The organism is Rhizobium mongolense subsp. loessense, from assembly GCF_900099775.1.
GTDB classification, from domain to species: domain Bacteria; phylum Pseudomonadota; class Alphaproteobacteria; order Rhizobiales; family Rhizobiaceae; genus Rhizobium; species Rhizobium loessense.
In genome coordinates, this window is sequence record NZ_FMTM01000002.1 from 65,754 (window position 1) to 90,747 (window position 24,994).

The 24,994-nt window shown below is 60.1% G+C and carries 21 protein-coding genes and 1 pseudogene; 17 read left to right on the forward strand and 5 right to left on the reverse strand.

Annotated features, from left to right (window positions below):
• Nucleotides 1-69 precede the first annotated feature (69 nt).
• From BLP23_RS08015 to BLP23_RS08030, 4 genes are read left to right on the forward strand one after another with little or no spacing between them, the layout of a single operon-like run.
• Nucleotides 70-933 (forward strand): branched-chain amino acid ABC transporter permease, encoded by an 864-nt coding sequence (locus BLP23_RS08015; RefSeq protein ID WP_092584376.1) that lies wholly within the window; start codon nucleotides 70-72, stop codon nucleotides 931-933.
• A 13-nt stretch (nucleotides 934-946) separates the two neighbouring features.
• Nucleotides 947-1,945 (forward strand): branched-chain amino acid ABC transporter permease, encoded by a 999-nt coding sequence (locus BLP23_RS08020; RefSeq protein ID WP_407691773.1) that lies wholly within the window; start codon nucleotides 947-949, stop codon nucleotides 1,943-1,945.
• Entirely contained in the window at nucleotides 1,942-2,706 is a 765-nt protein-coding gene (locus BLP23_RS08025; RefSeq protein ID WP_092584378.1) for an ABC transporter ATP-binding protein, read from the forward strand. The genes BLP23_RS08020 and BLP23_RS08025 overlap by 4 nt, the downstream gene beginning before the upstream one ends.
• On the forward strand, nucleotides 2,687-3,403 hold the full coding sequence (locus BLP23_RS08030) for an ABC transporter ATP-binding protein (RefSeq protein ID WP_092584379.1): 717 nt from the start codon (nucleotides 2,687-2,689) through the stop codon (nucleotides 3,401-3,403). Before BLP23_RS08025 ends, BLP23_RS08030 begins: the two co-directional genes overlap by 20 nt.
• Here the strand turns inward: BLP23_RS08030 and BLP23_RS08035 are convergent.
• A complete protein-coding gene (locus BLP23_RS08035) occupies nucleotides 3,400-3,924 on the reverse strand; it encodes a GNAT family N-acetyltransferase (protein ID WP_092584380.1) in 525 nt (174 codons plus the stop codon). The two genes, BLP23_RS08030 and BLP23_RS08035, sit on opposite strands and share 4 nt — an antisense overlap.
• Before the next feature lie 116 nt (nucleotides 3,925-4,040).
• Here BLP23_RS08035 and BLP23_RS33020 point away from each other — a divergent pair.
• Both BLP23_RS33020 and BLP23_RS08040 read left to right on the forward strand, forming a co-directional pair.
• A pseudogene (locus BLP23_RS33020) lies at nucleotides 4,041-4,163 on the forward strand (gluconate 5-dehydrogenase); the annotation flags it as partial.
• 362 nt (nucleotides 4,164-4,525) lie between these two features.
• Entirely contained in the window at nucleotides 4,526-5,356 is an 831-nt protein-coding gene (locus BLP23_RS08040; RefSeq protein ID WP_092584381.1) for an MBL fold metallo-hydrolase, read from the forward strand.
• Here BLP23_RS08040 and BLP23_RS08045 read toward each other — a convergent pair.
• Together BLP23_RS08045 and BLP23_RS08050 are read right to left on the reverse strand one after the other, a co-directional pair.
• On the reverse strand, nucleotides 5,338-6,117 hold the full coding sequence (locus tag BLP23_RS08045; RefSeq protein ID WP_092584382.1) for a polysaccharide deacetylase family protein: 780 nt from the start codon (nucleotides 6,115-6,117) through the stop codon (nucleotides 5,338-5,340). The genes BLP23_RS08040 and BLP23_RS08045 overlap by 19 nt on opposite strands.
• The gene (locus BLP23_RS08050) at nucleotides 6,114-7,202 is read right to left on the reverse strand and encodes a glycosyltransferase family 4 protein (protein ID WP_092584383.1); all 1,089 of its coding nucleotides are present in this window, start codon (nucleotides 7,200-7,202) and stop codon (nucleotides 6,114-6,116) included. The genes BLP23_RS08045 and BLP23_RS08050 overlap by 4 nt, the downstream gene beginning before the upstream one ends.
• A 221-nt stretch (nucleotides 7,203-7,423) precedes the next feature.
• Here BLP23_RS08050 and BLP23_RS08055 point away from each other — a divergent pair, with 221 nt between their 5' ends.
• Both BLP23_RS08055 and BLP23_RS08060 read left to right on the forward strand, forming a co-directional pair.
• On the forward strand, nucleotides 7,424-9,142 hold the full coding sequence (locus BLP23_RS08055; protein WP_092584384.1) for an adenylate/guanylate cyclase domain-containing protein: 1,719 nt from the start codon (nucleotides 7,424-7,426) through the stop codon (nucleotides 9,140-9,142).
• On the forward strand, nucleotides 9,142-10,020 hold the full coding sequence (locus BLP23_RS08060; RefSeq protein WP_092584385.1) for an FkbM family methyltransferase: 879 nt from the start codon (nucleotides 9,142-9,144) through the stop codon (nucleotides 10,018-10,020). The genes BLP23_RS08055 and BLP23_RS08060 overlap by 1 nt, the downstream gene beginning before the upstream one ends.
• A gap of 198 nt (nucleotides 10,021-10,218) precedes the next feature.
• On the opposite strand, the gene BLP23_RS08065 is transcribed toward BLP23_RS08060, so the two are convergent.
• Nucleotides 10,219-10,698: a class I SAM-dependent methyltransferase gene (locus BLP23_RS08065; RefSeq protein WP_092584386.1), complete on the reverse strand. Its 480-nt coding sequence runs from the start codon at nucleotides 10,696-10,698 to the stop codon at nucleotides 10,219-10,221.
• 124 nt (nucleotides 10,699-10,822) lie between these two features.
• Between BLP23_RS08065 and BLP23_RS08070 the strand changes: the two genes are divergently transcribed.
• The gene (locus BLP23_RS08070) at nucleotides 10,823-11,998 is read left to right on the forward strand and encodes a DUF3095 domain-containing protein (RefSeq protein ID WP_092584387.1); all 1,176 of its coding nucleotides are present in this window, start codon (nucleotides 10,823-10,825) and stop codon (nucleotides 11,996-11,998) included.
• On the opposite strand, the gene BLP23_RS08075 is transcribed toward BLP23_RS08070, so the two are convergent.
• Nucleotides 11,988-13,328 carry a nucleotide sugar dehydrogenase gene (locus tag BLP23_RS08075; protein WP_324613725.1) on the reverse strand — a complete coding sequence of 447 codons (1,341 nt, stop codon included), beginning with the start codon at nucleotides 13,326-13,328 and terminating at the stop codon, nucleotides 11,988-11,990. The genes BLP23_RS08070 and BLP23_RS08075 overlap by 11 nt on opposite strands.
• Nucleotides 13,329-13,775: 447 nt before the next feature.
• On the opposite strand from BLP23_RS08075, the gene BLP23_RS08080 reads away from it, so the two are divergent.
• From BLP23_RS08080 to BLP23_RS08115, 8 genes are all read left to right on the forward strand, one after another.
• The gene (locus BLP23_RS08080; RefSeq protein ID WP_092584389.1) at nucleotides 13,776-15,119 is read left to right on the forward strand and encodes an adenylate/guanylate cyclase domain-containing protein; all 1,344 of its coding nucleotides are present in this window, start codon (nucleotides 13,776-13,778) and stop codon (nucleotides 15,117-15,119) included.
• A gap of 145 nt (nucleotides 15,120-15,264) precedes the next feature.
• On the forward strand, nucleotides 15,265-17,160 hold the full coding sequence (locus BLP23_RS08085) for an ABC transporter ATP-binding protein (RefSeq protein WP_092584390.1): 1,896 nt from the start codon (nucleotides 15,265-15,267) through the stop codon (nucleotides 17,158-17,160).
• The gene (locus BLP23_RS08090) at nucleotides 17,154-19,064 is read left to right on the forward strand and encodes an ABC transporter substrate-binding protein (RefSeq protein ID WP_092584391.1); all 1,911 of its coding nucleotides are present in this window, start codon (nucleotides 17,154-17,156) and stop codon (nucleotides 19,062-19,064) included. The genes BLP23_RS08085 and BLP23_RS08090 overlap by 7 nt, the downstream gene beginning before the upstream one ends.
• Nucleotide 19,065: 1 nt before the next feature.
• Complete coding sequence (locus BLP23_RS08095; protein ID WP_040115158.1) at nucleotides 19,066-20,064, forward strand: ABC transporter permease; 999 nt, start codon at nucleotides 19,066-19,068, stop codon at nucleotides 20,062-20,064.
• The gene (locus tag BLP23_RS08100; RefSeq protein WP_167363846.1) at nucleotides 20,064-21,236 is read left to right on the forward strand and encodes an ABC transporter permease; all 1,173 of its coding nucleotides are present in this window, start codon (nucleotides 20,064-20,066) and stop codon (nucleotides 21,234-21,236) included. Before BLP23_RS08095 ends, BLP23_RS08100 begins: the two co-directional genes overlap by 1 nt.
• A 90-nt stretch (nucleotides 21,237-21,326) precedes the next feature.
• Nucleotides 21,327-22,535, forward strand: a complete 1,209-nt coding sequence (locus BLP23_RS08105; RefSeq protein ID WP_092584392.1) for a glycosyltransferase family protein — start codon at nucleotides 21,327-21,329, stop codon at nucleotides 22,533-22,535.
• A gap of 11 nt (nucleotides 22,536-22,546) precedes the next feature.
• On the forward strand, nucleotides 22,547-23,794 hold the full coding sequence (locus tag BLP23_RS08110; protein WP_092584393.1) for a glycosyltransferase: 1,248 nt from the start codon (nucleotides 22,547-22,549) through the stop codon (nucleotides 23,792-23,794).
• On the forward strand, nucleotides 23,791-24,924 hold the full coding sequence (locus BLP23_RS08115) for a glycosyltransferase family protein (protein ID WP_092584933.1): 1,134 nt from the start codon (nucleotides 23,791-23,793) through the stop codon (nucleotides 24,922-24,924). Before BLP23_RS08110 ends, BLP23_RS08115 begins: the two co-directional genes overlap by 4 nt.
• The last annotated feature ends 70 nt before the right edge of the window (nucleotides 24,925-24,994 follow it).

Sequence of the window (24,994 nt, forward strand, 5' to 3'; positions counted from 1 at the left end):
GACGACGTCCTCAACGACGCAGGGCGGGCTTCAGTACCTGCTGAACGAGATAAGGAACACACGGGCCTCATGCAGACTGTCTTCAGCATTGCCGTCGACGCGCTTGCCTATGGCATGGTGCTGTTCGTGATTTCGATCGGCCTTTCGGTCACCATGGGCCTGATGCGGGTCGTTAACCTTGCCCACGGTGCCTTCGCCATGATCGGCGGGTACATTGCCTCCTATGCAGCGCGCGATCTTGGCCTCGGCTATGGCATTGCGGTACTTGTCGCCGTCACTGGAACCATCGTCATCGCCATTCCGATCGAACGCTTCCTCTACCGGCGCATCTACGGCGCGCCGGAACTGACCCAGGTTCTGATGACGATCGGCATCACCTTCTGCATCATCGGCATAGCCAACTACGTCATGGGTCCGACGCTGAAGACCATCCCATTGCCAGACGGCCTGCAGGGCTCCGCCAATCTTGGCTTCCGTACCATTCCGGTGCATCGGCTTTTTGCTATCTTCTGCGGCCTCGCCGTCGCAAGCGCCCTTTGGTACACGATCGAAAAGACAAGTTTCGGTGTAAAACTGCGCGCATCCGTCGATAATGCCGCCATGGCGGCCGCGCTTGGGGTGCGCACGGAGATCATCTATGCACTGAGCTTCGCAGTCGCCGTCGGCCTGGCAGCCTTCGGCGGCGTGGTCGGCGCCGAGCTCTTGCCGGTCGAGCCCTATTATGCGCTGCGCTACATGGTGACTTTCCTCGTCGTTGTCTCGGTCGGCGGCGCAGGCTCGATTCCCGGCGCTCTGATCGCCTGCCTGGTTCTTGGCGGCATCGACACCACGGGCCGTTACCTGATGCCCGAATACGGGGAATTCTTCTTCTATCTCGCCGTCATTGCAATCATCTGCGTTTTTCCGCGCGGCTTTGCCGGAAGGGTGAAGTAGGATGACGCTCGCCATGGACACGCAAACCACGACAGCAGTACAAATCCGGCGCAATCGCTTTTTCGGCCGCGATACAGCCGGCATTGCCGCAATCGTCGCGCTCGCCAGCATCGGCTATTTACTCTTCCCGGATAACCTTGCGCTGCTGACGCGCGTCATCGCAATCGCATTGCTCGTTCTCTCGCTCGATCTCGTCACCGGATATTGCGGTGTGGCGACGCTCGGCCATGCAGCACTCTTCGGCTCGGGCGCCTATGCAGCTGGCATCGTCTCGGCCCATTTCGGCATCACCGATCCTCTTTTGATGACGCTTGCCGGTATCATCGGTGGCGCTGCTGCGGGCCTCGTCTGCGGCATCGTCATCCTGCGTGCCCACGGCCTGCCGCAGCTTGTCCTTTCGATTGCGCTCATCAACCTCTTCCACGAATTCGCCAATAAGGCATCTTCCTGGACCGGCGGCAGCGACGGCCTGTCCGGCATCTCGGCCGATCCGATCTTCGGCACCTTCGAGTTCGACCTTTACGGCCATACCGCCTATGTTTTCGGGGTGATCCTGCTGCTTGTCGTTTTCATTCTTCTGCGCCTTGTGGTGCGTTCGCCCTTTGGCATGCTGTGCCGCGGTATCAAGGAAGATGCCTTGCGCATCCGGGCCATGGGCGCCTCGCCGAAAGCGGCGCTGATGAAGATGTATGTCATTTCCGGCGCCGTCGCCGGTGTTGGCGGAGCGCTCAATGCCATCTCCACACAGGTGGTCGGTCTCGACAGCCTCTCCTTCACGCTTTCGGCCGAAAGCCTCGTGATGCTCGTTCTCGGCGGCACCGGCTCGCTCTTCGGCGCGCTCTCCGGCACCGTCATCTTCATGCTCTTCGAAGATTATGTTTCGGCTGCAAACCCGTTCCACTGGCTGACGATGGTCGGCGCGCTACTGGTCGCTGTCGTTCTCTTCGCTCCGAAGGGCCTTTATGGGACTGCGACTGCCTTTTTCGTCCGCCGGAAGGAGACCGCGCAATGAGCCCCGTCTTCGAAGTCGTCAACCTCAGGAAATCCTTCGGTGGCCTCGTGGTGACCAATGATGTATCTATCTCGGTGGCAGCAGGTGACCGCGTCGCGCTCATCGGCCCGAACGGCGCTGGCAAGACCACTTTCGTCAATCTCGTCACTGGCAACCTTTCGCCCGACGCCGGCGATGTCCACCTCGGCGGCGAGAGCGTGACGAGAATTGGTGCGGCGGGCCGCGTCAGGCGCGGCCTCGTCCGTTCCTTCCAGGTCACACGGCTCTTCCAGGAAATGACGCCGGCCGAACACGTAGCGCTTGCGATCCTGCAGCGTGACGGACTCACTGGCCGGATGTTCGGCAACTATCTCGCGATGCCGGACCTCATGGCAGAAGTCACCGATCTGCTCGGCACGCTCGGCCTTGGCGATCTCATGTGCCGCAGGGTCAGTGAAATTGCTTACGGACAGCAGCGTCTCCTCGAGATTGCCGTCGCCATGGCACTGAAACCGAAGGTGCTGTTGCTTGATGAACCTGCTGCCGGCGTGCCGCAAAGCGAGACCGCCCGGATCGAGCAGGCGCTCGCCGGTCTGCCGACCGATCTCGCGGTGTTGATGATCGAGCACGACATGGACCTCGTGTTCCGCTTCGCCAGGCGTGTCATCGTGCTTGCGGCAGGCACCATTATCTTCGACGGCTCGCCGGTCGAGGTCACCAAGGATGCCCGCGTGCGCGAGGCCTATCTCGGGAGCTATGCCAATGCCAGCCACGCCGCTTGAGGTCGACAATCTCTCCGCTGGCTATGGACCGACGCGGGTTCTCGAAAACGTCTCATTCGCCGTGGCCGCAGGCGCCCGCCTTGCCATCCTTGGCCGCAACGGAATGGGCAAGACAACGTTGCTTGCGACGCTTGCCGGACAGACCAGGCGCTATGACGGCCGCATCCGCCTCGGCTCGGCAGACCTCACCGCCATGGCCAGCTCGGCTCGCGCCCGTCAAGGGCTCGGTTATGTGCCGCAGGCGCGCTGCATCTTCCCGACGCTGACGGTTGAGGAAAACCTCTTCGTCGGCCTCAAAGGACGGCCGAAGACGGCGCTCGAAGAGGCATACGCGATGTTTCCACGTCTGAAGGAGCGCCGCCGCAATCTCGGCGGCCAACTCTCCGGCGGCGAACAGCAGATGTTGTCGACTGCCCGCACGATTCTCGGCCGCCCCTCCGTTCTGCTGCTTGACGAACCCCTGGAAGGTCTCGCACCTATCATCTGCGAAGAGTTGATGGCCGCGTTTTCCGAACTCGCCAAGACCGGCGACATGACGATCCTGCTTGTCGAACAACGCATCCAGAGTGCGCTCGACTTCGCCGATCAGGTCATCATCCTCGAACGGGGGCGCCTTGCCTGGACCGGCACGTCCGAGGCGCTATCGACGGATCACGCCGCCGTGGAACGTCTGCTCGGGGTCGGCGGGCTGCACTAGGTCACGTGGCGTGGCGCCTCGTCATTCGTTATGTCGAAAGCCGCGTCATAGGTGACTGTGCCGGACGGCATTTCACCGCTGAAACACAGTGCCTGAAAATATTCGGTCGGAACACCTGCAAGCCTGAGGCGAGCATCCGCCTTGAAGCCGAACCGGCCGTAATATTTGGGATCGCCAAGCAGGACGCATCCCGTGGCGCCGAGTTTGCGGATGGATGCAAGTCCATCCTTCACCAGACCAGTACCGATCCCCTCGCCCTGCCTTTCGGGTGTGACCGCGATTGGTCCGAGGCCGTACCAGCCCAAATCCCTGCCGTTGATCATCACCGGTGAGAACGCGATATGGCCGACGATACGGCCTTCATCTTCGGCAACGAGCGTCACGGAAAGCGCTCTGTTCCCGCGCAGGGCATCGACAATTGCTGCTTCCGTCTGGCTGCTGTAGGCCTTGCCGGAAAACGCCGTACTGACAAGCCCGCGGATCGCCGGGATATCGGCTTTTGTCTCGTTGCGGATGCGCATGACGAACCTCCGTTGCAGTCCCGCACATAACAGACCGGAGCGCCTTGCGTCAAAACGATGCTTGCATCGACCCAAGGAGTCCTCTTCAATCGGGCACCGCGATAATGGAGCCCCGCTTGTCTTTCCCCTTATTCGACCTCACCGGCCGCCGAGCGCTTGTTACCGGCTCCAGCCAGGGCATCGGTCATGCGCTGGCCCTCGGCCTTGCAGAACACGGCGCTTCCCTCAACGCAACCGGCAACGTATCAGAGACCTGACAATATGATGGCCCTGCAATCGTTTGATCTCAATCTTGTGACATTCAATCCGACGAAGATGGGCTAGAAAAAGCGGAGAATTGTATTTTCGCCCCGGAAGAGCCACCTAATAGAGCAAGAGATGTCCGCCGACTTTCAGACACCGGCATTTCCGTTTACGCAACGCAAACCATATCCGGCGGCTTTCGGATCCAACTCCTGTGCCTTAGGAAAATCTACTCCTTCTGCTGCTAGCGATTGGGACAATAGGCAAGATAGAGGCACCCCGGCAGAATTCCGCACTTCGCATCAGGGTTAAACTATGATTACGATAGCGCTGTGCGGGAGCCCGATTTTGAAGAACCATGAGTAACGATCAGTTTCAGGTAAAATTTTGGGGCGTTCGCGGCAGCATCCCGGTATCGGGCCCCGAGTTCGATCACTACGGCGGCAACACCACCTGCATCGAACTGCGCTGCGGCGGCCACCGGTTGATCTTCGACGCGGGCTCGGGTCTGCGCGAGGCCGGGCTTGCGATGCTCAACGAAGGGGTCACGCAGGTCGATCTGTTCTTCAGCCACTGTCACTACGACCACATCATTGGATTGCCCTTCTTCAAGGCGATTTACTATCCCTCGATCAATCTCAACATCTGGTCCGGCCATCTCGACGGCAAGATGAGCACCAAGGATATGGTCGATCAGTTCATCAGCCCGCCCTGGTTTCCGGTAAAGACCGATATCTGCCAGGCAACGATGAACTTCCGCGATTTTCATGCCGGCGACATGCTTTCTCCGCGCGATGGTGTGCGCATCAAGACCTACAAGCTGAACCATCCCGGCGGGGCGATCGGCTATCGCATCGAGTGGGGCGGCCGGATCGTCGCGCTTGTCTTCGACGTCGAGCATATCCCCGGCACTTATGACCCGGTGTCTCTGGAATTGATGAAGGATGCGGATCTGGCGATCTACGACTGCACCTACAACGAAGACGAGATGCAGCGCTTCAAGGGTTTTGGCCATTCGACCTGGCAGCACGGCATCGAATTGGCCAAAATGGCGGGAACGAAACGCTTCGCGCTCTTCCATCACGCGCCATCACGCACGGACGAGCAGCTCGGCCAGATGGAAAAGAATGCCCAGGCGGCATTCCCCGGCGCCTTCGCCGCGCGTGACAATCAGGTCGTCGACATCTGATCTTTCAGAAGCTCAGCTGCCGGTTTCCATAAAATCGCCTGATGAGTGTTGGCCTCAGCGAGAAATGCCTCGGTAAATTTCCACGCCGTCTCGTCATGCGCGAGGTGATGGGTCAGCAAACCGACCGGCTCGTTTCGGCCTTCGAAGCGGTCCTGCAGTTCTCCCACAAGTTCGCTTACAACTTCGTCATGTGGCCGACCGACGCGCGGCCCCTTTCCGTCGGCTCGCCGTCCCATGATGTCGATATGGGTGTTAAGGAGCGGGATCGCCGCCTCCGCAGTCGCCCGGCCGAACGTCGACATGCATTCGAAACCAAGAGCCGGGAGCTTGGGAACAAGGCTGCCGTCGATGCGGTTCCATGGCGGCACCAGCATGGGAATGAACCTGGCCGGATGCAGCCGCTGCAGCGTCAGGAAGCCTTCATGAAGTTCGCCAAGCACGGCCTCCGCCTGCCGGTGTCCGCCAAGTTCCTGCTTTTTTTCTTGCGGCGACGCGTAATTGTCATGCGACCAGCCATGTACGGCAACGCTGACCCCGCTCGTACCCGAAAGCCGTTGAGAAAGTGCTGGACCGGTCTTTGCCGGGATGACGGCAACGGTCACCGGCGTCTCATGCGCGCTTGAGAGGCCGAGCAATCTGTCGAGCGCCGCCGTCGGCTCGATCGCATCGTCATCGCGCCACCAGAAGCGGGCCACCCTTCCAGCCTCCCGCCAGCGCGCGAGTTCCTCACGGAGGGGTTTCCAGATCGAACTGCCGCTCATGGTTCAACTCGTGCGTATCGTTTCAGTATTCTGTCGAGGTCTAAGGCAGCGATCTCCAGCGATCGCTCCTCAAGCACGAAGTGCCGCGCCGCCGCACCCATCTCCTGGCGTCGCGCCGGATCGTCCAGCAGGCGGCCGATGGCGGCGGCAAAGGCGTCGACATCGCCATCCGCCGTCAATATGCCGGTCACCCCATCCTCAATGACCGCGGGCACGCCCGCGGTCCGCTGCGCCACCACAGGCAGGCCGGCCGCCTGCGCCTCGAGATAGGCAAGGCCATAGGCTTCACCGCAACCGGGCCAGACATAGATCCCCGATCGAGCAAGCAGACTTGCGACGTCTGACGCACTTCGTTTGCCCAGCCAATCGATTCGGGCGGGCGCGAAATTCGAAAACAGCGCCTCGACTTGCGCCCGCATCGGGCCATCGCCGATGATGCCGAGCGTCCAGGCCTTGTCTTCGATTGCGCGCAGTGCCGCAGCCAGCACCTTATAACTCGCCATCTTGTCGCCGGCGCGCATCATGGCGACCGTCACGAGCCGTTTCGAATCCGGCAGCAGATCGATGTTTTTGATCGATGCCGTGTCGATGAACGGCTTGATTGAAGCAAGCCGGGCCTCGGGAACGGCCTGCGCGATCCCTGCTCCGTCGCGTTCCGTGAGCACGACGTTGACCGCCGCCTGCCGGATTGCCGCCGCGACTGTCGCCTGCGCCGATGCCCAGCCGCTGGCGTCGCGTTTGCGGGAATAGGACGCCTCGGCAGTCACATAGGGAATGCCGAATTCGGCCGCAAGCACGGGTCCGAAAGGATCCGGCGATTTGTAATACGGGTGATAGCAGAACCACAGATGCGGTTTTGGTCCACGGCGCCATGTGCTCTTTAGCCGGAAAAGCTCCGCCTGCCGCTCGCCCTCAAGCATAGCTGCCGCCTCGGGAGTTGGCGCAAAATTGCGGAATTCGGAGGCGATCTCGACCGAATGACCGCAACGATGCAGCGCCTTTACAAGCAGCCGTGCCATCAGGCGGTCGCCGGATGGTGTCGGATGGTTTGGGGATTTCAGCGGCGCGTAAAATGCAATCCGCATCAAGACGCTCCATTGAAAAAGCGCTTTATTGCGCCGCCCATCCAGCCTATCGCAAAAATTACCGCTATTTGTCCGTTTCCTTAAAAGTTACTGATAAACATATGGAATGTGATCGTGGCTGGAGAAGATGGCATTTCGCTTTCACCCCAACATCTCTAGAGCATGATCCTCGAAGCTGTGAAACGGTTTTCCGCAGGTCAAAACGTCAAGAACGGAAATGAATGGCAACCATCGCGGATATAGGCATTTTTTCGGAGCGCAACATCCGGCGCGCCCGGCTCGGTTCAGGCCTTGTCATGTTCACTTTCGTGGTCCTCCACCTGTCGAACCATGCACTCGGCCTCATTTCGGTCGCTGCTGCCGATGACGGCCGCCGCCTGTTTGTCGCCCTTTGGCGAAATCCGGTCGGCACGCTGATCTTCTACATCGCGATCTTCATTCACATCGCTCTGGTGCTTCGCTCGCTCTACATGCGTCGCAGCCTGGTCATGCCAAACGGTGAAATGGCCCAGATCGTGCTCGGCCTCGCCATCCCGCTGCTCCTGATCGATCATGTGATCGGAACCCGTATCGTCAATGAACTCTACAGATATGCCGACAACTACGAAACGGTCGTTCGCCAGCTGTGGATCGTCTCCTTCGGCAACGGCATCCGGCAGGCAGTCGCCCTTATCGTCGTCTGGATCCACGGCTGCATCGGCTTGCATTTCTGGCTGCGCTACCGGCCTTGGTACGACGGACTTGCACCGCTGCTTCTCGCGCTTGCCATCCTGCTGCCCGTGCTATCGCTGCTCGGCTTTATCGAGATGGGCCGCACGATCGCCGAGCCGGACTATGAGGGTCTTGTCGACACCGGGCGCTATCAGGAGAACCTGAATACCCGCTATTACTCCGACCCGCACGCCCAGCGGCAGATCGCGATGATACGCGCCGGGCTCTATGGCAGCTTCTCGCTGGCGCTTCTGTCCGTCGTCGCCGCGCGCACCCGCCGCAAGTGGAAGGAGCGCACTGACCAGATTGCCGTGCACTATCCGGGGGGCGAGACGATCAAGGTGCCGCGCGGTTTTACGGTGCTGGAGGCGAGCCGTCTCGGCGGGCTGCCGCATTACTCGGTCTGCGGCGGCAAGGGACAGTGTTCCACCTGCCGCATTCAGATCCTCGGCGATTACCAGCGCCTGCCGCAACCTGATCAACTGGAGCAGAAGACGCTCGAGCGCATCAATGCGGCGCCGGACGTGCGCCTCGCCTGTCAGCTGCGCCCGGACCATGACATCACCGTCGCGCCACTTCTGATCCCGGCGACCGAAACGGCCCTTCCTGCCAACACGCAGGAAACAAGCCCTGGCCGGGAGCGTGAAATTGCCGTGCTCTTCTGCGATATTCGCAATTTCACGAGTCTGACGGAAACCCGGCTGCCCTTCGACATCGTTTTCCTGCTCAACCGCTACTTCGCCCTTGTCGGCAAGGCAGTGGAACAGGCCGGCGGACGGATAGACAAGTTCATTGGCGACGGCGCCATGGCCCTTTTTGGCATCGGCACTTCGCCTGGCGAGGGCTGCCGCCAGGCGCTGAAGGCAGCCGAAACGATCACGTCGGAAATTGAAAAACTCGGCACCGAACTCGCCGATGAACTGACGATACCGCTTCAGATCGCGATCGGCATTCATTTTGGGCCGGCCGTCGTCGGGACGATGGGGTACGGCAGGGTGCGAAATCTCACCGCCGTCGGCGACACGGTAAACGTTGCCAGCCGTCTTGAAAACGCCGCCAAGGAGTTCGAGGCGGCGCTCGTCATTTCCGAGCCTGTGGCCGATCTGTCGGGCGCCGACATGCGCGGCATCGAAAGCCGCGACATCAGTGTGCGCGGCCGAGCGCTGCCTTTGAAAGTCTATGTGATCCACAAGGAACAGGCGGGTCGGCCGCTCAATGGGAAGGCCTGATGGTCGTTGACGCGTTGGGATCAAAAAAATACTGGCGAAAGCGCCTGCGCAGAGCGCGGAACGCCGTGGCAAGCCGCTTCTTCGACACGCGCTTCGGCCGGCGGTTGCTCATCGAGAACATCGGCCCGCGGGTCGTTTCCATGACCGTTGATGCCGGCGATCATCTGATGACCTTTTCGCCATCGGACTATATCGGCCGCAAGGTCTTCCGGAAGGGGCATTTCGAGCGCGGGAACGTCGATCGGCTCCTGGCGGTGCTGCGCGAGCGCGGCCTTTTGCGAAAGGACGGCGTCCTGCTCGAGCTTGGCGGCAATATCGGCACGCAGACGGTCTATTTCGCGCTGAGCAACGCTTATTCGCGCATCGTCAGCGTCGAACCTGATCCTCGCAATTTCCGGCTGCTGCAAACCAACATTCGCCAGAACCGCCTGGAGGAGACGGTCACGCTCGTCAACTGCGCCGCAGGCGAGACTGCAGGGGAGATCGACTTCTTTCTCAACGCAACGAACCATGGAAAGAGCAGCGCCATTCGACAGAGTTCATCGGATATGAAGGTGAGCGTCCCGGTAGCGCCGGTGGGCGACATCCTGCGCGAGGCAGGTTTCAATCCGGACGACGTCAGCCTCGTCTGGATGGACATCGAAGGATACGAGCCTGTCGCGTGCCGCTCCATGGTTCCGCTGATGTCGCGGCGCGTGCCGCTCTACATGGAATTCACACCCATTTTCTACGGTCCTGAGCAGACCCGCGATTTCGTATCGATGCTTGCCGGCTGCTATGAGGATTGCGTCGTCTTCTTCGAGGAGGGCGAGCAGGAAATGAAGGTCCGCGACCTGCCAGCCGGCATTGATCAGTACGACGTCCTCTTGCTGCCCTGATCCCTCGCTTGCGGCATTTATGGCAAGGGATTGATGGGAGTTGACGCCAAAGAACGACCGAAGCCGACGCAAGCGTGGGGTTTGCGTCCGCTGGCCCGCATCGCTTTGACCTTCGTCTCCTGCTTTGTCATCGGTGCGGATGACCGGACCGAAGGCGCCTCATCGAATGCACAATGCCTACCGCACGGGAAACCTGCGCTATTTCCGCCGATAGAGAAAATACCGTCCTTCCTTGATTCCGTCAGGCAGCGGCAGCGGCTCAAGCTCCGGCCAATCGAGCGGCAGACCGCTGACGGCGACGCCGCCCCTTGCAAGAACACCGGCCACCAGCTGCGGCAGCCACGTCAGCGTTATTGCATCGATCTCGTCATGGCCCGTTCCAATATCGGCATGGGCAAGTGCTGCACCGATACCGATGAAGCCTTGGCCGCTTTCGCGGATATCGCCCGTCACCATGTCGTTGGCAGGCGGGGTCGAGGCCGAATAGGAATGAACCTCGCGATCGAATGCGATTATCCGGCGGGTCGGGAAGTGCTCGCGCAAATGATCATAGGTCCGGCCATTTCCAAGGCCGAATTCCAAAACCGGACCTTCTGTCTCCTTCACCAGATCACAGATGGAATTGAGGATGTCGCGCTGAGCCGTCAAACGGCGGATGAAGCTGTCGAGGCGGCTCATCTATGTCCTTGTCCGTCATTGTTTTTTGCAATCCGGTGCTATCACATGAAACCGCGCAAAGTCGACCACCGTAAATCAAAATGCCGTTGCCGCGGCGACACGCGTCTGTGATAAAGGTCGGATCATGAATGCCGTTCCGGATCAACAATTCTTCGCGACAGTGCCGGTCTTCACCGATTTCGAGGACGTTACCGATGCTGGAAACTACCGGCCACTGCCGGACGGCTGGATTTTGGCGCTTGCCGATATCGTCGGATCGACGCAGGCGATCGAAGCCGGACGCTACAAGGACGTCAACATGGCGGGCGCCTCTGTTATCTCCGCCGTGTTGAATGCCGTCAGCAAGGGCGATTATCCCTTCGTCTTCGGTGGCGACGGGGCACTCATCGCTCTACCGGGATCCCTCGAAATGATTGCGCGCGATGCGCTCGCAGCCGTGCAGATCTGGGCCGAAGAGGAGCTCGGCTTCATCTTGCGCGCCGCCGTCGTGCCGCTCGCCGATATCCGCCGCGAAGGTCTCGATGTCATGATCGCCCGTTATTCCGCGAGCCCCTACGTCAGCTACGCGATGTTTTCGGGAGGCGGCAACAGCTGGGCCGAACGGCAGATGAAAGACGGCAACTACGCCGTTTCGCGCGCCGCGCCAGGCACCCGGCCGGACCTCGCCGGCCTCTCCTGCCGCTGGAACCCGATTGAATCGCGACATGGAGAAATCGTCTCCATCATTGCCGTTCCCGGCGCAATGGGAGCAGGCGCGGAGTTTCAGCAACTGGTCACCGCAGTCGTCGCGATTGCCGCAGAGCAGGGCCGAGGCGGCCATCCGATACCCCCGGAAGGTCCCAAGCTCTCCTTTTCGATGAAAGGCATCGATCGCGAAGCGAAGGTGACTGCACCAAAGGGAAAGCGCTTCCTGACAAAGCTCTTCATCGTGCTTCAGCTCGCCCTGCTTTCCGTGCTCTATAAACTTGGGATGCCGCTCGGCCATTTCGACGCCCAGCGCTACAAGGAGGATGTTGCCGGAAACTCGGATTTCCGCAAATTCGACGACGGGCTGAAGATGACGATCGATGTAGATGCCGCACGTCTGAAGCGGATCGAAAAGCTGCTCGATCAAGCGCAAGCCGGCGGCATTGCCCGTTACGGCCTGCACCGGCAGAAATCGGCGCTTATGACGTGTTTCGTGCCGACGCCGCTCTCACGCGACCACATGCATTTCATAGATGGCGCAAACGGCGGCTATGCCGTTGCCGCCGGCAAGATCACCGGCAAGGCTGTTTCGGCGGCAAGCTTCACGCCTTGATGACGTGACCTGCCGAAAGGCCGAGCCGTTTGAAGACGTTTCGCGTGTCGACAATGAGCGGCGCGTTTTTGACAAGCGTGGCGTAATCGATCTGGTCGTGATCGGTTGCGACCAGCACCGCGTCGTAATCGACCAAAACCTCCGGCGCAAGCGCCACGGATTTGCGTCCTTTCAGGGCCTGATGTTCGCGGGTCGGCGGAATTTCGGCCACAAACGGATCGTGATAATCCGCCTTGCCGCCGCGCTCCTCAATGATCTCGATCAAGCGTAGCGACGGGCTCTCGCGGATATCTGCGACATTCTTCTTGTAGGCAAGACCGAGGACCAGAACCCTGCTGCGGCTCAGTGCCTTCCCGCAGCGGATATCCAGCGCTTCTGCAAGCTTGCCGACGACATAGCGCGGCATAGCCGAATTGATCTCGCCCGCAAGTTCGATGAAGCGCGTCGGCAGTTCATACTCGCGCGATTTCCATGTCAGATAGAACGGATCGATCGGAATGCAGTGGCCGCCGAGTCCGGGCCCAGGATAGAACGGCATGTAGCCGAACGGCTTGGTCTTGGCCGCGTCGATCACTTCCCAGACATCGATGCCCATCGCCGCATAAACGGTCTTCAGCTCGTTGACGAGCGCAATATTGACCGAGCGAAAGATGTTCTCCGTAAGCTTCACCGCTTCGGCCGTCGCGTTGGAAGAAACGGGAACCACGGTTTTCACCGCCGCGCCATAAAAGGCTTTCATCAGGTCCAGCGCTTCCGCGCCGTCGCCAGCGATCACCTTCGGAATGGTCGCGGTGTGATAGTGCTGATTGCCGGGGTCCTCGCGCTCGGGAGAAAAGCCGACAAAGAAATCCACGCCCGATTTCAGGCCGGTCTTTTCCAGGATGACCTTCACGACGTCGTCCGTGGTGCCGGGATAGGTCGTCGATTCCAGAACGACGAGCTGGCCGGCACGAAGATGCGCTGCGATCGAGCGTGACGTCGCTTCGACATAAGAAAGATCCGGATCGCGATGCTTCGTAAGCGGCGTCGGGACGCAGATGACGATAACGTCGCAGGCCGCAAGCCCAGAAAAGTCCGTCGTCGCCGAAAAGCGGCCCGCCTCCCTCTCGGCGCTCAATGCCTCGTCGGCCACCGCGTCGATATAGGATTTGCGGGCATCGAGCGCCACGATCTTCTTCGGATCGATGTCGAAGCCGGTCACTTCAAAACCGCTTCGCGCAATTGCAATCGCCAGCGGCAAGCCGACATAGCCGAGCCCGATGACGCCCGCACGGGCCGAGCGGTCTTTAATCTTTGCGGAAAGGTCGGCGAAGGAGGATGGGCTTACCAAGACAGGTCTCTTCAATAAGAGGAAGTTAGGCGTGAGATAATGCAAGATTGCCGAGATTGAAACCCGCCGTCTTCTAACGGTGATGTGAAGCCGGCCTGATCGCCTTGCCTGCATGGGGCCGCATCTGTCAGGGCAGGTTTTTCCGGTGTGACCAAAAAGACTCGCAAGCTGCTCGAGATGATTGCCCAGGTGGAGAAAAATGCACAGATGCCATTGTTTCGCATTCCCGGCACGCCTATTTAAATCGAATAAGTGAATGACGGAAAGGGCTGCCCGTCCTCCCGGTTTTTGTGGGTTTGACAGGTACGTCTGCCGGTTCCGCGGCAGATCGTTGACACGATAATACCGCTCGTCCATCTTGAATTTCCGCCCTGCGCACGACAGTGCCGCGGGCCGGTTTTCTATCGTCTTCAGGAACGGACGTGCTTTATGAGGATAATACCAAGAATGAGCACGATCGAATCCAGCGTGTCCTCCATCCTTCTGGACCGCGTCGCCGAATGGCTGACAAATTCCTCGCTTGCCGGTGATGATCTCGAAAACATCGTTCGCGGGTTCTGCGAGCGGATTGCTGCCGCCGGTCTCCCGATCGCGCGCGTGCACCTGACCTTTTCGATGCTTCATCCGCTCTATGACGCATTGGGCTTCACCTGGCGGCGTGCGAGCGGCGTCACGATCGAAGGCTACCGCCATTCGGTGGGCGCAAAGCCCGACCGTTTTCTCCAGAGCCCGTATTACTATCTTCTCGACAACAATCTGCAGCATATCCGCCGCCGCATCTCGCTTGATGGCGCTGCGGAATTCCCGATCTTCGAGGACCTGCGGGCCGAGAAGATCACCGACTATCTCGCCTTCGTGCAGCCCTTCGGCGACGGTTCTGTCCAGGGCATGATGGGCTCGTGGTCGACGGACAATCATTTTGGCTTTTCCGACGACATGATCGACGCGCTGCTGCGCATGCAGAACCATCTGGCCGTCGCCGCCAAGATGGCCGTGCTCGGCAAGCTCGCAAACAACATGCTGACGACCTATCTCGGCGGCGACGCAGGCAAGCGCGTGCTGAACGGCCAGATCCGCCGCGGCGACGGAGAAACGATCCGGGCCGCCCTTGTCATGGGCGACATGCGCCAGTCGACGATGTATGCCGAAAAGGAGGGCCGGCAGGCCTATATCGACACGCTGAACGAGTTCTTCGACGCGATTGCAGCACCTTTCAACCGCAACGGCGGCGAAATATTAAGCTTCCTCGGTGACGGTTTTCTCGCCGTCTACCCCTGCGGCCGTCACAAGGATCCGTCGAAGATCGCCTCGCAGGCGGCCCTTTCTGCCGTCCATCAGGCGCAGGCCCGCGTTGCCGAGCTCAACAACGAACGCGCCGAAAAGGGTCTTGGCGCTATCAAATATGGCATCGGGCTGCATATCGGCAACGTGATGCTCGGCAATGTCGGCCTCAAGGACCGCCTGACGTTTTCGGCCTTCGGTTCGGCCGTCAACGAAGTCCAGCGCCTGCAGGCGCTGACGAAGAAGTACAATCGCGAGGTCGTCGCCAGCCAGGCGTTTGCCGGTTACTGCGGTGGCGAATGGACGACGCTTGGTGAAGAGAAGCTGCGCGGCATCCGCCAGAAGGTGACGATACTTCAGCCGCGCGCGCCCGCACAGGCACGCGCCATCGACGGGGATTTCCGCGAAGTCGCGCCAAATTGCCTTTCCGAAGCCGAACAGGTCATCCTCCTCCACCGCGATGCCAAGAAGCAGGCGAGGCGGGCGACGGCCGAGGGATTTGTTCAGTAGGCTGCGGCTGAAATGCTTGTTTTGCTTTTGTAAATCAGACGGAACGTGTCGGCTCCCCATGCCTGGTCATCAACTGGACACCCCGATTGCGGTACGATAGTGTGCCTTAACGGGAACAGAAAAGAGACTGGGGAATATCGTTGGTATGGCGTCCGCGTCCGACTTATTGCGTATCGAGAATCTCGACGTCTCATTCTCAGTGTTCGGAGACAAGCTGCGCGTTGTAAAGAATGCTGAACTGCGCATTCTTCCGGGCAAGGTGACCGCGCTTGTCGGGGAATCCGGCTCCGGCAAATCGGTTATCAGCCAGTCGATCATGGGCATCCTGCCGAACGCCGCAAAGGCGACCGGCCGCATTCTCTTCACCGATCCGCTCAACGGCGAGACCACCGATATCCTGCAGTTCGGCCGCGACAGCGAGGAAATGCGGGATTTGCGCGGCAAGCGCATGGCGACGATCTTCCAGGAGCCGATGACGTCGCTCTCGCCGCTCCACACCATCGGCAACCAGATCAGCGAGGTGCTGCTGATCCACACGGATGCCGACAAGACCGAGGCACGCGAAAGAACCCAGGAGATGCTCGGCCTCGTCGGATTTGCCAATCCGCAGCGCACCTACGACATGTATCCGTTCGAGCTTTCAGGTGGCATGCGCCAGCGCGCCATGATCGCAATGGCGCTGATCTGCAATCCCGCCCTTTTGATCGCCGACGAGCCGACCACGGCGCTCGACGTGACGATCCAGGCGCAAATTCTCGAGCTGCTGCGCGACCTTCAGCATAAGCTCGGCATGGCGATGCTGCTTATAACTCACGATCTCGGCGTCGTCGCCAACATGGCAGACGAGGTCGTCGTGATCTATCACGGCGAAATCATGGAAGCTGGACCCGTCAATGCGATATTTCGCGATCCGCAGCATCCATATCTCAAGGGCCTGATGGCTGCCGTGCCGCATTTTGACATGAAGCCGGGCGAGCGGCTGAAAGCGCTGCGTGATGTTCCGGTCAATCTGGAATCGTTTCTCGGCAAAGAGCGAATGGTGGGTGCGGACGGGCCGAAGCTTTTGCTCTCGGTCAACAATCTCTCCAAGGCGTTTGCGACGCGCAAGCGCAGTTTTTTCGGCAGAGGTGAAGCGGCAGCCGTGCGGGCCGTCGACGACGTCAGTTTCGATATCCGGCGCGGCGAATGTCTGGGGCTCGTCGGCGAGTCGGGCTGTGGCAAGACCACCGTCAGCAAGATCTTGATGCGCGCAATCACGCCCGATGGCGGCTCGGTGATCTTCAATGACGGCAAGGACGTGATCGACGTTCTTTCCGTCAAGGGCGACGATTTGCAAGCGCTGCGCACCAAGATCCAGATGGTGTTTCAGGATCCGGTCTCTTCGCTGTCGCCGCGCATGACGGTGCGTAACATCCTGAGCGAGCCGCTGGAAATCCACGATCGCGGGGACAGCGCCGAACGCAAGCAGAAGGTCGAAGCGCTGATGGGCGCCATCGGCCTCGACCGGCGTTACCTGAGCCGCTATCCGCACAGCTTCTCGGGCGGCCAGCGCCAGCGCATCGGTATTGCCCGGGCCTTAGCTCTTGGTCCCAAACTGATCATCCTGGACGAACCGGTCTCCGCCCTCGACGTTTCCGTGCAGGCACAGATTCTCAATCTGCTCAAGGATCTGCAGAAAGAGCTCGGCCTGACCTACCTCTTCATTTCGCACAATCTCGCCGTCGTCGACTATATGGCCGATCGCATCGCCGTGATGTGCAAGGGCCGCATCGTCGAAATCGCCCCGCGCGAGATCATCTTGCGGGATCCGGTGCATCCCTACACGAAATCGCTGCTTGCCGCCGTCCCCTTCCCCGATCTCGACCGGCCGCTCGATTTCGAAGAGTTGCGCAAAAGTGGCGCCGCCGACAAACAGAACTGGGGCATCACCTTTACCGCCGAACATGACGATGCGTCAGAACTTGCCTATGCCGATCTCGGCAACGGTCATCTGGTGCGCGCCCGTAAGGGTGCGGATGCAAAGGAACTGCGTGCATGGTAACCCGCCGAACCTTTCTCGGCGGCCTTCTTGGCGCAGCCGTCGGACCGGCTGCTGCACGTGATATGGGCGACCGCGATATCGAGCCGGAATTCCTGCGTGACCTGTTGACAGCAGATCGCATTCCGCCAATGCCCGAGCGGTTGCCGAAGCATCCGCGCATCATCAACATGAAAGAGGCCGGTCTGACGCCCGGCGTCTACGGCGGTTCTGTGCGCACCATCATCGGCGCCGCCCGCGACATCCGCTACATGACCGTTTACGGCTATTCGCGCCTTGTCGGGTATGACAAGCACCTGCGGTTCCAGGCCGACATTCTCGGCGGCTATACATCGGAAAACGATAGCATCTTCACCTTCCACCTGCGCGAAGGCCACAAGTGGTCCGATGGGCATCCCTTCACTGCCGACGATTTCCGTTACTGGTGGGAAGACGTCATTTCCAACAAATCGCTAACGCCCGGCGGCGGGGCGTTGGAGCTGCGGCCCCACGGCGTGCTTCCGCATTTCGAGGTGCTAGACGAATTCACCGTCCGCTACAGTTGGGACAAGCCCAACCCGAATTTCCTGCCGGCGCTCGCCGGCCCGTTGCCGCTCGTCATCTTCGGTCCCGCCCATTACCTCAAGCAGTTCCACAAGAAATACCAGGATGACTTCCGGCTTTCCGCACTCATGCGGGAAAACCGGGTGAAGAAGTGGGTTGACCTGCACATCAAGATGTCGCGCGCCTCGCGTCCGGAAAATCCGGAGCTGCCGACACTCGATCCATGGCGCAACACGACAGCACCGCCAGCCGACCAATTCGTTTTCGTGCGCAATCCGTTCTTCCATCGCGTCGATGAAAACGGCATGCAACTGCCCTATATCGACCGCTTCATCCTGAACGTCAGCTCGTCGTCGATCATCGCGGCCAAAGCGGGTGCGGGGGAATCCGACCTGCAGGCGACCGGCATCGATTTCAATGACTATACCTTCCTCAAGGAGGCCGAGAAGCGCTTCCCGGTCAAGGTCAATCTCTGGAAACAGGCGCGCGGATCGCGGATCGCGCTCCTCCCGAACCTCAATTGCGCCGACGAAGCCTGGCGCAAGCTCTTCCGCGACGTTCGCTTCCGCCGGGCGCTGTCACTTTCGATCGACCGTCACGAAATCAACATGGTCGCCTTCTACGGCCTCGGCAAGCCGAGCGCCGACACCGTTTTGCAGGACAGCCCGCTTTATAAGCAAGAATACGCCGACGCCTTCATTCAGTTCGATCCGGATGAAGCCAACCGCCTGCTTGACGAACTGGGTCTCAAAGCGCGTGACGGCGAAGGTTTCCGCCTGTTGCCGGACGGACGGCGAGCGGAGATCACCGTCGAAACTGCCGGCGAAAGCACACTCGATACCGACGTTCTTGAACTCGTCCACGATCATTGGAAGAATATCGGGCTTGCGCTCTACACGCGAACGTCGCAGCGTGACGTCTTCCAGAGCCGCGCCATGAGCGGCACGATCATGATGTCGACGTGGTTCGGCATTGAAAACGGCGTTCCGACCGCCGACATGGCGCCAAGCCAGCTGGCGCCGACCGTCGACGATCAGCTGCAATGGCCGATCTGGGGCATGTACTATCTGTCTGCCGGCCAGGAGGGCAGCGCGCCTGACCTGCCTGAGGCGGTCGAGCTCGTCGACCTCCTGAAACAGTGGGGTGCCACTGCCGACTTCCGCAAGCGCGAAGCGATCTGGCACAGGATGCTGTCGATCTATACGCAGCAGGTGTTTTCGATCGGGCTCATCAATGGCGCGCTGCAGCCGATCCTGCGTTCGGCCAAGATGCAGAACGTGCCGGAGCGGGCGCTCTACGGCTTCGATCCAACGTCTTATCTCGGCATTTACATGCCGGATGCTTTCTGGCTGAAGGAGGCGTGACGTGCTGAGATACATTCTCTGGCGGATTGCCGCCATGGTCCCCACGCTGCTCGTGATTTCGGCGCTCGTCTTTACAATCATCGAGTTGCCGCCGGGCGACTTCTTCGAAAGCCAGATCGCCGAGCTGCGCGCACAGGGCGAGAGCGCCAACCTGCAGGAGATCGAAGAGCTGCGGCAGCAATACGGTTTCGACAAGCCGGCCATCATCCGCTACTTCTATTGGGTCGGCGGCATGCTGCACGGCGATTTCGGCTATTCATTCGAATACCAGCTGCCGGTTTCCGCAGTGGTCGGCGACCGTCTGTGGCTGACGATCCTCGTTTCCTTCACGACCATCCTGGTGACGTGGCTGATCGCTTTTCCGATCGGCATCTATTCCGCTACTCATCAATATAGCTGGAGTGACTACGGACTGACGTTTCTCGGGCTGCTCGGCATTGCCATCCCGAACTTCATGCTGGCACTCATCCTGATGTATTTCGCCAATATCTGGTTCGGCATCTCGATCGGTCATCTGATGGACCAGAAATATCTCTCCGAGCCAATGAGCTGGGAGAAGGCGCGATCGATCCTGTCCCACCTGTGGATCCCTGTCATCATCGTCGGCACGGCGGGTACAGCCGGCATGATCCGCCGCCTTCGTGCCAATCTGCTGGACGAGATGCAGAAGCAATATGTGACGACTGCGCGTGCCAAGGGCCTTCATCCGACCCGTGCACTCATCAAATATCCGCTGCGCATGGCGCTCAACTTCTTCGTCGCCGACATCGGTTCGATCCTGCCGTCGATCATCTCGGGCGCCGAGATCGTCGCCATCGTGCTGTCGCTCGAAACGACTGGCCCGATGCTGATCAAGGCACTGCAGAGCCAGGACATGTATCTTGCCGGTTCTTTCCTGATGTTCCTTGCCTTCTTGAACGTCATCGGCGTGTTGATTTCCGATATCGCCCTCGGCTTCCTCGATCCGCGCATCCGTCTGCAAGGCAGGAGCACCAAATAATGTCGCCCTTGCCACCGCCCGGCGCTCCCTTGCAGCACTATGTCTCGACCGCACCGTTCGATCCCATCGCAACGGAATCGATGGCGGCTGCCAGTTCGCGTATTCACCTTGCTTCCCAAAAGCAGCTGATGTGGTGGAAGTTCAAGCAGCACCGTCTTGCGCTGGCTTCCGGCATCTTTTTGCTTGTCGTCTATCTGATGATAGTGGTCGTTGAGTTTCTGGCGCCTTACGGCCTGCACACGCGCAATGTCGACTATATTCATTCCCCGCCCCAGCGCGTGCACCTCTTCGACAAGGGCGAATTCGTCGGTCCCTTCGTCTATGGCCGCACGATGCAACTCGACCTTGACACGCTGCGCCGGGTCTACACCGACAATCCGAACGACGTTCAGCCGATCCGCTTCTTCTGCCGTGGCGATTCCTATAAATTTTGGGGCCTCGTTCAGTCCGATCTGCACCTTGTCTGCCCGGCACAAGGCGGCCAGATGTACCTGCTCGGCACCGATCGCCTCGGCCGCGACGTGCTCTCGCGTATCCTCTACGGCGCCCGGATTTCGTTGACAATCGGCCTGATCGGCATCGCAATCAGCTTCGTGCTGGGCATCGTCATCGGCGGCCTTGCCGGCTATTGGGGCGGCGTCTTCGACCTGATCGTCCAGCGGGTGATCGAGGTGCTGCAGTCGCTGCCGAGCCTGCCGCTCTGGATGGCTCTTGCAGCCATCATGCCGGTGACGTGGAGCCCGATCGTCATCTATTTCGGTATTACTGTAATCCTCGGCATCATCGATTGGACCGGGCTTGCACGTGCTGTGCGTTCCAAGCTTCTCGCGCTGCGCGAAGAGGATTATGTGCAGGCTGCCCAGCTGATGGGGGCAAGCACGCCGCGCATCATCGCGCGGCATCTTGTGCCCGGCTTCATGTCGCATCTGATTGCCTCGGCGACGATCTCGATCCCGGGCATGATCCTCGGCGAAACGGCGCTTTCTTTTCTGGGGCTTGGCCTTCGGCCGCCGATCACCAGCTGGGGTATCTTGCTCACCGAGGCCAAGAGCGTCAGCGTCATCGCCTTTTATCCGTGGCTGCTTTTCCCGATTATTCCAGTGGTTCTTGTCATTTTGGCCTTCAACTTTCTGGGAGATGGGTTGCGCGATGCAGCAGATCCCTACAAATAGCAGGCTTGGTGGAGATTTGCCGCTCTGCTGTGTCTCGCCCTCCGGAAAACTGGGGGCCTAACTATGTTGTTCGCCCCGAAGGAAATACCCATGGCCAGACGCGTGGAAGATGCTCGCATCCTGATGTACAGCCACGATACGTTCGGCCTCGGCCACCTGCGCCGGTGTCGGACAATTGCACATGCGCTCGTCGAGGATTATCGCGGTCTCAATGTGCTGATCATTTCCGGCGCAACGATTGCTGGTGCGTTCGACTACCGGGCGCGCGTCGACTTCGTGAAGATCCCCAGCGTGATCAAGCTTCACAACGGCGAATATACGTCGATGGCGAGCCATATCGATCTTCACGAAACGCTGAAGATGCGCGAATCGAGCATCCGCCATACGGCAGAGACCTTTCAGCCGGACATCTTCATCGTCGACAAGGAGCCGATGGGCCTCAAAGGCGAAATCGAGGACACGCTTGCTTATCTGAAGGCACGGGGCACGACATTGGTGCTCGGTCTGCGCGAGATCATGGATGCGCCGCATCTGCTCGATGCCGAGTGGAAGAGGAACGGTATCATGCAGAAGATCGAACAGTATTACGACAGCGTCTGGGTCTATGGGCCGCCTGATTTTTACGATCCGCTGATCGGCCTCGATGTTCCCCACAGCGTGCGCCGGAAGATGGACTTCGTCGGCTTCCTGCAACGCAGCGTTTCGGTCGGCAAGACATCGGTCAACGCGCGCAAGGACGATTACATCCTCGTCACCACCGGCGGCGGCGGAGATGGTTCCGACCTCGTCCATGACGTTATGAACGCCTATGAGCATGATGCGACGCTCGAGCAGAAAGCGCTGGTCGTGCTCGGACCCTACATGCCGGCGGCCGAGCGCTCGAAACTCGTCAGGAAAGGCGAAAAGATCCCCTATATCGAAGTGATCGAGTTCGACAACCATATGGAAGAACTCATGGTCGGCGCCACGGGCGTCGTTGCCATGGGCGGCTACAACACCTATTGCGAAATCCTGTCCTTCGACAAGCCGGCGCTCGTCGTGCCGCGGGTCAAGCCCCGGGAAGAGCAGTTGCTGCGTGCCCAGCGCGCCAGCGAACTCGGCCTGGTGGACATGCTTCTGCCCGATCAGTCGGCTGATCCGGTGATCATGGCAGAGGCGCTGAAACGGTTGCCGCAACGCCTGCCACCATCAAAGAGCGGACGCGATATGCAACTTCAAGGGCTCGACCATATTTCGCAAACCGTCGGCCACTGGCTCGACAATCGCGGCAGCCATCTTGCCGTCGTCGGCGCAGAATAAAGATCAAAGCCTTGCCGGAGCGTCGCAAGATTCTTGTCGTGCTGAAAGGCTATCCGCGCCTTTCCGAAACCTTCATTGCTCAAGAGCTGCTCGGCCTGGAAAAAGCGGGCTTCCATCTGACGCTGATTTCGATGAGGCGGCCGACCGACACGAAACGCCACCCGGTGCATGACGAGATCAAGGCGCGCGTCGTCTACCTGCCGGAATACCTGCACGAAGAGCCGCTGCGCGTCGTGAAGGGGCTTTTTGCCGGCTTTCGAAAGCCGGGTTTCAAGGCCCTGATGAAACGCTTTCTGACCGATCTGCCACGCGATATCTCCCGCAACCGCTTCCGCCGCCTCGGCCAGGCGCTGGTGCTTGCCCGCGAGTGGCCGGATAACGGCCAATGGCTGCACGCACATTTCATCCATACCCCTGCTTCTGTCACCGGTTATGCAAGCATTCTGACGGGCGTGCCCTGGACCGTCTCGGCCCATGCAAAAGACATCTGGACCTCGCCCGACTGGGAGCTGAGCACCAAGCTTGGCACCGCCCGCTGGGCGGTAACGTGCACGAGGAGCGGCTGGGAGCATCTGCGAAGCCTGACCGGGCGGCCGGATGCGGTCCACCTCAGCTATCACGGACTCGATCTGGCGCGCTTCGGCCGTTTCGAAGGCCAGCACTCCAACCGGGATGGCACCGATCCTTCCGACCCGGTTCTTCTATTGAGCGTCGGCCGGGCGGTCGAAAAGAAGGGGTACGACGTGCTGCTGCGTGCCCTCGCCCTGCTTCCAAAAAGCCTCAACTGGCGTTTCGAACACATCGGCGGCGGTGACGAACTGGCCAGATTGAAGGCGCTCGCCGCGGAGCTCGGACTTGCCGGCAACATTGTCTGGAAAGGCGCAATGGCGCAGAAGGAGGTCCTCGCTCATTACCGCAGCGCCGACCTTTTTGCGCTTGCCTGCCGCATTGCAGCCAACGGCGACAGGGATGGATTGCCAAATGTGCTGGTCGAGGCGTCGAGCCAGCGGCTGATGTGCCTTTCGACCGATGTTGCAGGCGTGCCGGAACTGCTGACAAACGGCGAGAACGGTCTCGTCGTTCCGCCGGAAGATCCGATGGCGTTCGCTGGCGCGCTTGAGGCGGCGATCCGCGATCCGGCGCTGCGAAGACGCCTGGGCGATGCGGCGGAAACATGCGTGCGTGCGCATTTCGACTATCATTCCAGCATAAAGCAGCTGATACACCTCTTCGAAGAGGAATGGCAACAACCCTCATGAGCGCAAAACGCATCCTCTTTTACGTCCAGCACCTGCTCGGCATCGGCCACATCGCGCGCGCAAGCCGCATTGCCGACGCATTGGTCAAGGACGGTTTTGACGTGACGGTCGCAACAGGCGGCTTGCCAGTTCCAGGCTTTCCCGGCGCAGGCATAAAGACCATAGCCTTGCCGCCGGTCGTTGCCAGCAATGCCGGCTTTTCGGGTCTTGCGGACGCCCACGGCAACGTCGCCGGCGACGACTTTTTGTCAAGACGGCGCGACCTGCTGCTTGCCGCATTTCAGGAGGTGCGGCCGCATGCCGTCATCACCGAGGCCTTCCCCTTCGGCAGGCGTCAGATGCGCTTCGAACTGCTGCCGCTGCTCGATATGATCGGCAGGACAGATCCAAAGCCAAAACTCTTCAGTTCGGTGCGCGACATTCTTCAAGAAAACCGCAAGCCCGGCCGCGATGAGGAAACCGTCGACCTGGTGAAGCGTCACTTCGACGCCGTGCTCGTTCACGGTGATTCGGATTTTGTGCGACTTGAAGATACCTTTCCGCTGACGGCCGAAATCGTAGACAAGGTACGATATACCGGTCTCGTTGCACCCCCGCCGGCCGCTGCTTCGACCGACGTTTTCGACATCATTGCCTCCGCTGGCGGCGGGGCCGTCGGCCTGAAGCTCATCCGCGCGGCCCGCGATGCCGCAGCCATGCTGCCTGCAAGTCATCGCTGGCTGCTCGTCACCGGTCCCAATCTGCCGGAAGCGGACTTTGTCGCGCTGAGCGGGGCGGCATCTGCCAACATCACGCTTGCGCGCTTCCGCAAGGACTTCCCCTCGCTGCTGCGCGGCGCGAAAGTCTCGATCTCGCAGGCAGGCTACAACACGGTCGGAGACCTGCTGCGAACGGATTGTCGTTCGATCCTTGTCCCCTTTGTCGCCGGCGGCGAAACGGAGCAGACGGTGCGGGCGAAGCGATTGCAGGCACTTGGTCTTGCCGCAGTTCTTCCGGAGCAAGGACTGACCGCCGAGCATGTGGCAGCGGCGGTCGAAAGAGTGCTTGCAGCACCTGCCAGAAAGGACGTCACGCTCGATCTGACGGGTGCTGAGACAACTGCTTCGATCATCCGCTCGATGCTTGGTTGAATCGCTCGCCTATTATGAAAATCCTGTGATATAACTGAAGCTCCGGCGAGAATCGGCATTCGACAGCAAT